Genomic DNA, 12,879 nt, shown 5'->3' with positions numbered 1-12,879 from the left:
CTTTGGTTTTCATCCGGTCTTGCAGACCAACGCTTGTTGCAATAACTTCTGGTTGTTGTTTGACTCGAAGAACCGAAGGGCTTGAAATTGGCGGACCGCGCTTAAAATTCACGGATGAAAAATGATGTGCATGCCATGGTGTTGGTATGATTGATTATTACGCGAATTTTTAATGTGTACGGTTCTTTGAGCAAATGATCGGGACTATCGTCTCGTAAAGAAAGATACTACTTTAACGCTTCTTGGATCAGATGAACTGATCTATGCACCCGGTAGGGGATCGACAGCAAGGACAGCTGCAGAGTGAAGCATGGGCGGCATTGCCGCGACAACTTCATTTCAAATGCAGGCCTCCGAAATATGTCACTTGCTGCTTTCATTCCTGGTTTCCGACGGCTAGTCCCTCCTGACTTTTGTCTCGCAATTGTGCCGGTTGCTCGAATCTCAGCCAATTCTCCGAGGAGCGCGCGAAACAGTTTCAAGCGGACCTTTTTCATTGCGCTTTTTGCAACCCTGATCGCGTCAGGGCAGGCAATTGCACAGTCGCCCGCCGATGATTTTTCCCGGCGGCAAGAACAACAAGAACAGTTGCAGCGGCTGGAAAACCTGAAACAGGTCACGCCTGATGGCGTCGCTGATCGTGAGAGCCGAGCGCCAGGAGACGGCGCGAAATCCGCTGGTCCTTGCTTCGATATCTCACGTGTAGAGATCGAAGGTGCGACAAGGCTGTCTGCCATTGATCTCAGAAAAGTGACGCGGCGTTACGACAGTAGATGCATCGGTGTTGCCGATATTACCATCCTGCTCAAGGCCATAACCGACCTCTATCTGGACAAAGGATTCGTGACGTCACGCGCTTATGTTCCCCCGCAGGACATTGCCGGAACAGGGTTGCTACGGCTGGTCGTTGTCGAGGGCACGATCTCGGATATCTATCTTAACGGTCAACCGGCCCGGCGAAACGGTTCATTCGCCACGGCTTTTCCCGGCATGAAGGGTGAGGTCGCCAATATTCGCGATATTGAACAGGGGCTGGACCAGATCAACCGCTTGTCATCGAACGACGCGAAAACCTCGATGTTGCCGGGCAAGGAAGATGGAACGTCTATCCTCAATGTCGAGAACAAACCCGCCAAGCGCTGGTATGCGAGCATTTCCAACAACAATCTCGGTCAAGAGAGTACCGGTTACTCCCAGACCAATGTTTCCGTCGGCTTCGACGACCTGTTGGGCATCAATGATCAGTTGGGGTTCTCCTACGGGCGTAGCGGCCCGGATTATCCTTGGGACGACGATGGCCGCGGGCACAGCAACAGCTATTCGGTCAATACAAGCGTAGCTTATGGCTACTGGACGTTTTCAACGAATGGCTCCTGGTACGAATATGAGAGCACCATTCCCGGCAATTTTGGATCGATCGAAACATCCGGCAATTCCGGTCAGGCTGGATTTGGCATAGACCGCGTCATTCTGCGCGACAAGGATTCCATCACGACCCTCAGAGGCGGTCTCACCTACAAGCAGACCGACAACTTCCTTCTCGGCAATCGAATTGAGGTGGGAAGCCGTCGATACACGATTGGCAGTCTGGGCCTGTCGCGTTCACAGAGAATTCTGGGTGGCGTCGTCGCTCTCGATTTTGCCCTCGATAAGGGGCTTGATCTCTTTGATGCCGTGGAGGCCGGAGAGCCGGGGGCGGGCACGGCTGATCCTCGGTTTCTGAAATTTACCACAACTGTCAGCGCGACGCGGCCGTTCGAGGCGGCTGGACAGCGGTTCGAGTTAACGACGCTCCTCAATGCCCAATATTCGCCCGATAACATGTTTGGCGCAGAACAGATCGGACTTGGTGGCTCCAGCAACGTACGGGGCTCAAGGGAAAGTGTCATATTCGGCAACAACGGATTTTTCAGTCGTAACGAACTGACGTGGCGGACAATGCCATGGGAGGGTACAAGTGTGGCGCCCGTTCTGGGCGAATTACGCCCCTACCTTGGTCTCGATTACGGCCGCGTGTTTTCACAGGATCGCTTCGATATCTCCGACGGCCACCTAGCAAGCTGGACCGTTGGCGCAAAACTCGTGGGCGGAAACATCAGCGCCGATTTCGGCTATTCCCAGGCATTTTCCAGCAGCGTCAGTCACGGACGCGGCAATCTTATTTTCGCCAGTGTGACGGCACGCTGGTAGGCTTCAAAAGAGAATATTATGATCAGATCTTCTTTTCACACCTCCAAATTATCTTTCGTATCCGCCCTGGTGGCCATAGTCATTGTCGTTTCCGGTTGCGGTGGCCGGGCAGCGCATCCGGTAGCTTCGACAAACCCTGCCGACAGCGCTTTCGATTGCGCCGGCATAAAGCGCGAATTCGAGGCCAATGAGCGGCAAGTGCTGGCGACGGTGAAAGAGCGATCCGATGCGCAGGGGAAAAATGTGATCCTGGGCGCGACCGGTGTTCTTCTGTTTTGGCCGGCCCTTTTCTTCATGGATCCGAAATCGCCAGAGAAATTGGAAATCGACGCATTGCGTAACCGCAATCAGGTTCTTGCCGAGATCGCCAAAAGCAAGAAATGCCCGGCTCCGCAATCGAAGCTGGCGGATGTCTACAAGAAACTCGACACCAAGCCCTCCCAAGCCGACACGAGCAGGAAAGATCGCTAAGCCGCCCGCATCACCGCCGCCAAGCCGGTGATGCGGCTGCCCTGTTTTACTGACCAATGAGGACACCGATGAGCAGAAACGCAAAAAAGCCGAATGGCCAATCTGCGCAGATGAGGCTGGCGCACCGCCGCCTTGCTGTGCTTGGTCGACAGGGTCTCGTCGGCATTCTGAGTTCGGTTCTGATCTTTCAGCCTGTGTTGCTGCGTGCGCAGGAAATCGCCCCCGATCTGGGGGCGGACCCAAACAATCGCCCTCAGATAGGGGCTGCCCCGAACGGGGTTCCGCTCATCGATATCGTTGGGCCCAACAACCAGGGCCTGTCCCACAACAAATACAACGATTTCAACGTCGGCACACCCGGCGTCATCCTCAATAACTTCAATGGTGAGGTGGGCACGTCGAAACTGGGTGGCGTGACACCGGGCAATCCAAACCTTCAAGGCAAAGGTTCTGCCACCGTCATCCTCAATGAGGTCACGTCACAAAACCGCAGTTCGCTTCTCGGGCCGACCGAAGTGTTCGGCGGCCGCGCCGACGTCATCATCGCCAATCCAAACGGTATCACCTGCGACGGTTGCGGTTTTATCAACACGCCGCGCGCCATGCTGACGACGGGTGTGCCCGACATTGGCACTGACGGACGCCTCAATGGCTTCACGGTCAATAGCGGAGACGTCACATTTGGTCCGAAGGGTGCGAATTTTGCGACGGGAGACGGGAGGGTCGATCTATTTGATATCGTATCCCGCACCATCCAGATTGACGGCACGATTTATGGAGAGGATTTGCGCCTCACGGCCGGCAAGAGCAAGTTCGATTATTCTACTGGCGATGCGACGGCGCTCGATGCGACCTCTGGAACACCCGAATATGCAATCGATGGTTCCGCGCTCGGGGCCATGCAGGCCGGCCGCATCAAGATGGTCGTCACGGAAAAGGGCGCCGGTGTTCGCATGCGCGGCGACATGGCCGCCAATGCCAGCGAGCTTTCGCTATCGGCAGACGGCAAGATTTCGATCGGCAATGCCTCTGGCAATAACGGCGTCAGCATCTCCTCTAAGGGAAGTGCTTCGGCCGGTCGTCTGACCTCGAAGAAATCGGTGTCGGTCAAGGCGGGTAAGGACGCCAAGGTCGCTTCGATCGGTACTGAAGAGGATATCCTGATCAATGGTGGGGCCGGCTTCGTCGATGTCGCTGGTACTCTCGGGGCCAGTGGTGCACTCAACCTTCTGGCAGATGGGCGTATTGCCCTGGCCGACGCGTCGGCTGCCGGACCTGTTTCGCTATGGTCGGGGGCTGGCTCCATTGCCATCAGCGGCACGGCCCAGTCTGGCGCGGCGATGTCGCTTACGGCGGCCTCAGGCGCGATCACGGCGGGCTCACTCCTTTCGAAAGGCGATTTGGCGCTGCTTTCCGGCCTTGATCTCGGGATTTCCGGGCTCGTGCTTGCAGAAGGGAATTTGCAGGCTTCGGCTGGCAGCGACATCCGCTATGACAGTCTGGAGGCAAACGGAGACGTTTTGCTGTCTTCGGCAAATGGTGTCATCAGCTTTGATAAACGCACGGCCGCGGGCGGCGACATCAGGATAAGGCAGCAAAATGCCGACCTTTCCAATAACAGGAGCAGACTTGCCACATCGAGCACGCTCTACATTGATGCCAATAATATTAACCTCGCCAATAGCACGCTGACATCAGGGGGCATTGAGCTCACGTCATCTCGAACGACAGATTTGACGGGCGCGCGGCTCAATGCTGTCATCGCGAGCAGTACTGCTCGTTCCGTTCAGGGGGCAGGTGACATCGCGATTAAAGCGGGTAGCCTTGCTGCGAATGGCGCCACCAATGTTCTGGCGGCCCATGATCTGACGCTGTCGCTTTCGCAACTTGCCAACTCCGGTCAACTGGCTGCTGGCAATGATCTTACCCTCAATATCGCCGGCAACCTGACCAACACCGCGACGGGGCTCATCTATGCCGGTAACGACGCCGCACTTTTCGTGGGTGGCGTGCTGGCCAATGATCAGGGGGCGATTGTCGCAGGTCGTGACCTCACAATTGCTGGAAGTGCTTCCGGTGCGCGCAATGCTGCTACGGTCAACAGTTCAGGTCTGATTTCTTCTGGTCGCAATATCTCGATCCTGACGGCGAACCTGCGTAACGAGAAAAGCGTGGCTCCAACCTATACGAGCCAGCAAATCTCAAACGCACACGTGTCGGCTTATGACACCTATTATGCACACCTGTGTGGAGATTGTTCATCTTCCGTCTCTTTTGCTGATAAGCAGTTCGTCATTGGTGCCCCCATTCGCCATGTCTATCGTGATGTGACCGAGGACCGCCTCACATCGGCTGGTAGCCCCGCAGCGACTATCAAGGCGGGTAATACGCTTTTTGTCGATACCGTCGATCTTACCAATGCCTACAGCAACATCGAAGCTGGCTCCGGCATGACACTTGTTGGCTCCGGCACGCTGACAAATCTGGGCTTGCAGCTGCAGCGCACGACGTCAGTCAACTGCAATCAAAGTTCGGGTTGCCAATATTATCCTGATGTCATCTTCCAGTGGGAAGAAAGGCGGGATAGTGGCGATACAGGAGGCCATGAATACTCATATCAGGTCTCCATGCCTGGCCCCAGCCCGTTTGGAACGCGGGATGCGTCAAAGGATATCGGCCCCGGACGAACCGTGGAAAGCGTAGAGGCGATCGGTGGGGTTCCAGCGGCAATCCGCTCGGGCGGAGCACTTGGTATCACCGGCTTTGCTGCCGTCAACAATACTGCTTCGGCCGGAACGATCGCCGACCGTGTTGCCGTTGCAGCGCCTGTGCCTTCGAACAATCCGACCGCATTACTGTCCAGTATGACGGCAAGCGGTGCGCTGTTCACGCTTGGCGGCGTCGCCACCCCACAGTCCGGCGGCTTTGGCGGCACCATTCCCGGCCAGAGCTTTCTCTATGAAACCCGCGCCGCCTTCCTCGACGTCTCGAAATTCTATGGTTCCAGCTATTTCCTAGGTCGCATTGGCTACCAGCCGGATCGCCAGATCCAGTTCCTTGGGGACGCCTATTTCGAGAACCAGTATATTGAGCAACAGATCAGACTGGCCACGGGCTCAGGTTTTACCGGGCAGGATTCAATTACCCAGATCAAGCAGCTTCTCGACAATGGAGCCGCCTATCTCGGAGCGCAGCAACGCCCGCTCGGCCAACCTTTGACGGCTGAGGAGATCGCCAGCCTCACCGAATCCGTCGTCGTATATGAGTGGCAGACGGTGAACGGTACGACCGTTCTTGCGCCGGTACTACATCTCGCCGTCAATGACAGGGAAAGATTGAATTCTGCGGGCGCGCTGATCGCCGGCAATCAGGTGACAATCGATACTGGCCTGCTTGCAACATCAGGCATGATTGCATCAAGCGGCGATCTTACCGTTTCCGGTTCATCAATCGCGTCAATTGGCGGCACCTTCACGGCGGGTGGCAATGCCTCGCTGACGGGGAACGAGAGCATTCTGCTGGCCAACGCGAAGGTGAAAGTAGGTGGCAATCTCGGCCTGACCTCGGATGGAGACATCAATATCTCCGTGACTGAAAGGTCGACAACCAGCACCTTGCGCGACAAGCGGAGTTCGACGAAGGTTATTAGAACCACAAGTCAGGGCTCCGAGATCACTGCGGGCGGATCGGTCTCAGCCAATGCAGGCGGCAACCTCAACGTCATCGGCAGCACGGTTGCCGCCGATGGGACGGTCGGTCTGAAAGCGACCGGTGACGTGACAATTGCCGAAGCTGTCGACACCACCACGATCGATTACACCTACAAGAAAAAGGGTGGCCTGTTCGGCGGTAAGAAACAGACGACGAGCCACACGGAAACGCAGACTGCCGTCGGCTCATCGGTTAGCGGTGGGAAGGGCGTGTCCATCGTCTCAGGTGGAGATACCGTCGTCTCCGCCTCGAAGGTGACTGCCGGCGACGAGACCGACAAAGCCGATATCAATGTCAGCGCGGGCGGCGATCTGCTAATCGCGTCGGGCAAGAATACTGCGGAGTTCGAGCAGAATTCCTCATCCAAGGGCTTCCTCTCGAAAAAAAGTTCGACGCAGTACAACTACGACGAAACGACAGTTGGCTCCGAGCTTTCCGCGTCCGGCAACATCAAGCTGGATGCTGGTGGCAACGCCGTCATCGCTGGCTCGAATGTCACGGCAGGCGATGCGATCAGCGTCGCAGGCGACAGCGTCGCCATCATCGGGGCCGAGGAGCAGCACGCGCTGGAAAGCAGCAGCAAGAAATCCGGCCTGTTTGCGGGGGGCGGCGGCGGTTTCCTTTCGCTCTGGGGCAAGGAACAGAAAGAAAAGAGCCAATCGTCTACCCGAAACGTTGGCTCCACGCTGGCCGGTGGGTCTGATGTCACTCTGACGGCACGCGAAAACGACGTCAATGTCATCGGCTCGTCCATCATGGCGGGGCGTGACATCGCGCTGGAGGCTGCCCGTGATGTCAATATCACGCCAGGAGCAGAAAGTGCTGCATCGGCACAGAAGGAGCAGCGCTCCGGTTTCGGTATCAGCCTTTCCTCCGGCAATGGCGGCTTCTCTGTCGGTATCGGTGCGCAGAAGACCAAAGACAGCATGCACCAGCAGTCCGACACCAACGCGATCTCGGTTCTCACCGCCGGTCGCAATCTCCTTGTTTCCGCAGGCAACAACGTCAATCTGCAGGCTGCACAGGTCGAAGCAGGACGTGATGTCGACCTCTTCGCCGGTAACGATATCAATCTCCTCTCGGCCAACGACCGCACCAATTATCAAGAGATGCACGAAAAAACCTTTGCCGGTGTTACGGTTTCCGTGACCAGCCAAGCTGGCAAGGCGGCGCAGAGTATCATGAATTCGGCAGAACGGCTGTCGGACGGCGGCGAGGTCAACGCCATCACAAACAGCGCCATTGCCGGGCTCGGCTTCTATCAGGCTTACAAGGATCTGCAGGGCGTCTCCGAGGGGATTTCTTCGGGCCAGGGTCTCGCCTTCAGCATCGGCATTAATGCCGGGATCAGCCACCAGGAGAACAGCGCTTCTTCCTCGTTCTCCACGCCTGTCGTCACCGACATCCGTGCCGGTCGTTCCATAACCATCGCGGCCGAAAACGGCGATATCACAAGTGAGGGCGCGCAAATCCTCGCCGGTTACGGCAAGAACGGCCTGCCGGCCATCTCGTCCGATGCGCTGACCGGAGACATCTTCCTGTCGGCAGAGAACGGTGACATCAATCTCAATGCCGCCACAGGCACGTTTGATGCGGCAAGTTCAAACAAGTCATGGAGCGCAGGCGCCGGCATCAATATGGGCTGCACTTCGTCGGGCGGCTGTAATGCCAGCGTCGGTGTCAACGGTTCTTACGGCAAGGGCGGCTCTACCACCTCGGGCACCAGCCATACGAACACACATGTCAACGGCACTGGCGATGTCACCATCGTCACCAACGATCTGGCGCTGAAAGGCGCGACCGTTGCTGGCAAGTCGGTCACCGCCGATGTCAGAAACCTGACGATCGAAAGTCAGGTGGATACGGCCAAGGCAAAGGCGGACCAGCTCAATGTCTCTGGCCAGATCGGCTTTGGAAACACCGGCGTCTCCGGCTCCGGGCAGAAGGGTAAAGGTGATGCGGCCATTGTCACCGACCAATCCGGCATCCATGCCGGAACGGGTGGCATCGATCTCAATGTCGAGCAGCACACCTCGCTTGTCGGCGGCCTGATTACCAGTGAAGCTGGCGAGGGACGCAATAATCTCTCCACCGGCACGCTCGATGCTACCGATATCGATACGCATTCAAGCTGGAAAGCCGAAACCTATGGCGGCTCGATCGGGACTGGCGGCCTCTCCATCGCACCGCCGGTCAAGGCTGCCGATAGCGAGACCGGCAAGGCCTATTCGGCCATCGGCGGCAACATACCGATCACCATTACCGATCCGGACAACCAGACCCAGGACATTGGCACAATCCGGCGCGATACCGCCAATACCAACACCTCCCTGCCCGGCCTACCGGATCTCGAACATATCCTGCGGCAGCAATACAAGACACAGGCCGATCTTCAGGAAGCGCAGAAGACAATGGCCGGTTTGGCCGGCGATATTGCTTCCAGTCTCTACAACAACGCAACGACTCAGGCCGAACGTGATCTCTGGGATGAAGGTGGTGCAGGTCGAGCCCTGCTTCACGCCATCGGAGGCGGTATCCTTGGCGGCGTCAATGGATGGGAAGGGGCGCTCAGGGGTGCGCTTGGCGGTACCGCATCGGCGCTCATGGCGCCAGCCATTGCGGACCTAGTCAAGGGCATGCTCAAGGACAGCAGTCTGTCCGAAAAGGAAAAGCAGACACTTGCCACGTTGATCGGCGCAAGTTTGAGCGCCGGGGTTGGCGCTGCTGTGGGCGGCGGAGAAGGCGCGGCCTACGGAGCTGCGGAATATCAATACAATTATCTCAATCACAATGAACAACTGGCCCGGGAAAAGGCGAAACAGCAGCTTGCAAAATGCAAGGCGGAAAACGCCTGCACAGATGCCCAAGTCGCGGCGCTACAAGAGCAGATTGGATATTGGGATCAGCTTGATACGCAACGCGATTCGGTTCTTGCGGATGCCTGTAATGCTAACCGGACAAGTCCAGCCTGCGTTGCCGCCATTACCGATGCGCTGAAAGCCGTCGAGTATCTGCGCAATCCCGCCGATCCGATGGTTGATCCGTCGTCCATCGTTCCGGGTGGCTATGCCGACATGGAGATGCGGCTGGTCAATGGCCGGTTCGGCGGTTTGTCGAACCAGGAGCTCGCCGCGGCAGTTTACGCAGAACGTCTTCAGACCATCCGGTTGTTGGCGCAATATCCGGAACCCGTTCAGGCTGCTCTCAACGGATTTGTCAATCAATCAATTGCCAACGCAGCTGTCGCTGTCCTCACATTTGGCATTGCTGAAAAGCTCGGACAGGCCAAGCCCGGAAGCCCTGGGTCGAACGGCACTGCTGGACAAGCTGAAGGAGAGGTTCCAAATACTACAAAGCTGACCGCCGTTGATTTCCGGCAAGTTAGTACGACGGTAAGCCAAAAGCAGATGCGCCACATCGAAGGCCGACCAGAGTATCGCGGTGGCGGCACGCTATCTAGCCATTCAGATGCACAGAGAGTTCTTGATGCATATCATAACGGGAATGCGGAAATTTTGGGTTCGACTAAACAAGGTTTCCCGGTTGTTCGCTTTAATGGGGTTACTGGCATGAACAATAACGTCGGCGCAGGGATCATAAATCAACCTACTAACGTCTTTATTGTGAAGGGCACCGCAAGTCCAAGCATAGTACCTACAACCCCAAATTGGAGACCTTAATGATACCCACAACACAAGACTGGAATTGGCATGTTTTGATGCTTGTGCAGGCACTGTTGGGAGTAATTTCGGCAAACTTTCGAATGATAACACTTCAATTCAACGGGGATGTCTGGCTAGTTAAAGCAATCTTACAGGAAGAAAACTCCCTCGACCGGGAGGAATTCAGCGATGCTGTTGAAGAATTTTCGATATTCATGGAAGATATAAAAGACAAAATTTCTCAAGGGTCATTCAAAAAAATTGTGAGCAGTACATTTGTTGATGGCGGAAGTATAGATAAATGGAGTGATGAATGTGCACGCGTCGTATTTCGAAGGAGGGAACGCTTTGAATAGATGGCGTGGTTGCCGCTCTACCCACCCGGCACGTTCTGTCAGAGGATGGCCGGGTAAAATCCAAAGGGTGGAAGGATGGCAGCATGACATACGACACGATGATTGGGATCGATCTGGCGAAGAACGTTTTTCAGGTTCACGGAGCTTTGCTTTCCGGAGAGGTGAAGTTCCGGCGGAAGCTATCCCGGCAGCATTTTCGCAGATTTATGGCGGGGCAAGGCGCTTCGATCGTCGTGATGGAGGCGTGCGGGAGTGCTCATTACTGGTCACGCGAGATGACGAAACTCGGTCATGAAGTACGGCTGATAGCGCCACAGTACGTTCGTCCGTTCGTGAAGCGTCAGAAGAACGATGCCGCGGATGCCGAAGCGATTGTCACAGCCGCACAGCGACCTGGGATGCGCTTCGTTACGCCGAAGCTCGAGGAGCAGCAGGCACAGGCGCTTCTTTTTCGTGGGAGAGAACGACTTGTACGTCAGCGTACTGAGTTGGTAAACGCATTGCGATCAGCCCTCTACGAGTTCGGGCATCCAATTCCTCCGGGCATTGGGCAGCTTACGCGGATTGAGGCGATGGTTGAGGCTGAGAACAGCGATCTGCCAGAACTGGTTCGCGACGAATGCCGTGATCTTCTGCTGCAGATCGCCGAGAAGACGCAACGGATCGAGGTGAAGACAAAACAGATCGGCGCTCTGGCATCACTGACTGACACAGCACGCCGTTTGCAAACAATGCCGGGCATTGGACCAATGAGCGCCTTGGCCGTTGAAGCGTTTGCTCCACCCATGGAAAGCTTTCGGCGTGGGCGAGACTTCGCGGCTTGGTTAGGCCTGGTGCCACGGCAGTATTCGTCGGGAGGAAAGGAGCGGCTCGGACGAATATCAAAGGCCGGACAAGCCGATATACGCCGGCTTTTGATCATGGGAGCGATGTCGCGCTTGAACTGGCTCGGGCGGAGAACGATCCTGGAAAGGTCTTGGCTATCTGGAATGCTGGCCAGGAAACCGAGAATGCTTGTGGCTATCGCGCTCGCGAACAAAATGGCCAGAGCGATCTGGGCCATGCTGACAACAGGCAAGGATTATCAGAACCCGGCACAGACTGCTGCTGCGTGACAGAGGTGTGGCACAAGGCAGTTTAGAGCCGGTGACGGAGGTGTGAGAAAGTCGACGACCCATATGGGCAAAATGATCGAACAGATCTGGATCAGGAAAACCAGTTCGGGGCATAGAGCTAATCAGCTCGCTGAATAGATTTGGACCTGATCCGCTGATCACCATATCGGCCAGCGGCTTCTAAAGTGCCGCATTTAAAGGCCTGACAGAAGACCGCACTCGATCACACCCAATGGTTCAGAAACTTCTTGCATTACGGGCGGCAACCACAGAAGCCCCGAGATTTTTAGACGCCTTCTTGCCTAATTTTCAGGCAAGAAGATCATCATGAGCAGATCAAATTTAAGCGAAGAGTTTAAGCGTGACGTGGTGCGTCAGATCACGGAGCGAGGCTATCTGGTTGCGGAGGCTTCGCAACGGCTGGCGGTAAGCCAGCATTCTTTGTACGCGTGTAAGAAGAAGTTTGCGGCCTCGAGCGCCCAGGGCAACGACGAGGCCGAAGAGATCAGGGGGCCAAAGAAGGAACTAGCTCGCGTCACCGAGGAGCGAGACCGAACTGCCCCTATTTCGACCGGACAGTCGGCATAAGCAGAAAGGTTCAAGTGACGCGCTCCCCGTTTTGGGCCTGAACCGCCCCAAGTTTCTGGACCAGCGGATGGTAGAGTCTCTGGCCTATCGGCTCAGTCCAAGCCCCTGTGACCGGTTAAGCTGCCGTCTGAGTGCGTGGTCATGGCTAAGCTCGGCATGGCGTGTACGATGCACGATGCGGGCGATTGTCTGGATCTGCTCGGCCTGTTTTGCGAGCTCCGGGCGTGCTGCAAGCTCCTCGGCGAACCTGCGAGGATCGGAACTACCAAACCGCAGCGTGAGCGCGTCGACCACCAGCTTGGCCTCATCGAGCGCGGCTTGCCCCTCAGGTGACGATCGCAACTCTGCGATAAACTGGCGCCACTTGTCGACCTGCATCTTCTCGACCTTGGCAATGATCTCGACACTACGCGGCGTGAGGCCGGGTACTTCGATCACATCACGCTGTTCGCGCAGCCATTGTTCGCTTGCGCGTTCTTCGCCAAGCCGGCGCTCCCATGCCTCGGAGACGTAGCCGATATGGGCAGAGAGAGATCTCGCATATTGCAGCGCTTCTTTCCGCTCCTTGTTGTTTCCGAACAGACCTGACTTGCCGCGCAGCTCCCCGAACCGCTCCGGCTGCCCGGCCATGGCTTTCGCCATGATCTTGCCATTGCCTTCCTTCTCGGTCATCGCGCTGCGGAGTCTTGCGGCGACCTCGGCCGGATCACGGAACCCGCGCCGCACGGGAGATTTCACCGTATCGAACCGCTGCTCGATAACGGACAGGCGCGTCTTTTGAGCTGC

5 protein-coding genes and 2 pseudogenes are annotated in these 12,879 nt (G+C 56.5%); 6 read left to right on the top strand and 1 reads right to left on the bottom strand.

The genetic code is table 11. The features are described from left to right. Window positions 1–303 precede the first annotated feature (303 nt). The 6 genes and pseudogenes from AGR1_RS21670 to AGR1_RS21645 form a co-directional block, all read left to right on the top strand. Entirely contained in the window at window positions 304–2,190 is a 1,887-nt protein-coding gene (locus AGR1_RS21670; RefSeq protein WP_246669696.1) for a ShlB/FhaC/HecB family hemolysin secretion/activation protein, read from the top strand. Between the two features lie 18 nt (window positions 2,191–2,208). Further along, window positions 2,209–2,661 (top strand): hypothetical protein, encoded by a 453-nt coding sequence (locus tag AGR1_RS21665; protein WP_149148218.1) that lies wholly within the window; start codon window positions 2,209–2,211, stop codon window positions 2,659–2,661. Between the two features lie 110 nt (window positions 2,662–2,771). Continuing rightward, on the top strand, window positions 2,772–10,052 hold the full coding sequence (locus AGR1_RS21660) for a hemagglutinin repeat-containing protein (RefSeq protein ID WP_246669719.1): 7,281 nt from the start codon (window positions 2,772–2,774) through the stop codon (window positions 10,050–10,052). Continuing rightward, window positions 10,052–10,390, top strand: a complete 339-nt coding sequence (locus AGR1_RS21655; RefSeq protein ID WP_149148217.1) for a hypothetical protein — start codon at window positions 10,052–10,054, stop codon at window positions 10,388–10,390. Before AGR1_RS21660 ends, AGR1_RS21655 begins: the two co-directional genes overlap by 1 nt. 83 nt (window positions 10,391–10,473) lie before the next feature. Continuing rightward, complete coding sequence (locus AGR1_RS21650; protein WP_149148216.1) at window positions 10,474–11,505, top strand: IS110 family transposase; 1,032 nt, start codon at window positions 10,474–10,476, stop codon at window positions 11,503–11,505. A gap of 324 nt (window positions 11,506–11,829) precedes the next feature. Then, window positions 11,830–12,057 (top strand): annotated as a pseudogene (locus AGR1_RS21645) (transposase); the annotation flags it as partial. Between the two features lie 120 nt (window positions 12,058–12,177). Here AGR1_RS21645 and AGR1_RS21640 read toward each other — a convergent pair. Beyond that, window positions 12,178–12,876 (bottom strand): annotated as a pseudogene (locus AGR1_RS21640) (BID domain-containing protein); the annotation flags it as partial. Window positions 12,877–12,879: the final 3 nt, after the last annotated feature.

Origin of the sequence: Agrobacterium sp. B1(2019) (genome assembly GCF_008274755.1) — a bacterium.
In the GTDB taxonomy this organism is placed as follows: Bacteria; Pseudomonadota; Alphaproteobacteria; order Rhizobiales; family Rhizobiaceae; genus Agrobacterium; species Agrobacterium salinitolerans.
Note: the sequence above shows the minus strand (reverse complement) of the source record. Positions and strands in the feature narration are given on the sequence as shown.

What these genes read in the sequence shown, in the direction of transcription:
- AGR1_RS21665 (WP_149148218.1), top strand. Translation starts at nt 2,209, where the DNA reads ATGATCAGATCTTCTTTTCACACCTCCAAATTATCTTTCGTATCCGCC.
- AGR1_RS21660 (WP_246669719.1), top strand. Translation starts at nt 2,772, where the DNA reads ATGAGGCTGGCGCACCGCCGCCTTGCTGTGCTTGGTCGACAGGGTCTC.
- AGR1_RS21655 (WP_149148217.1), top strand. Translation starts at nt 10,052, where the DNA reads ATGATACCCACAACACAAGACTGGAATTGGCATGTTTTGATGCTTGTG.
- AGR1_RS21650 (WP_149148216.1), top strand. Translation starts at nt 10,474, where the DNA reads ATGACATACGACACGATGATTGGGATCGATCTGGCGAAGAACGTTTTT.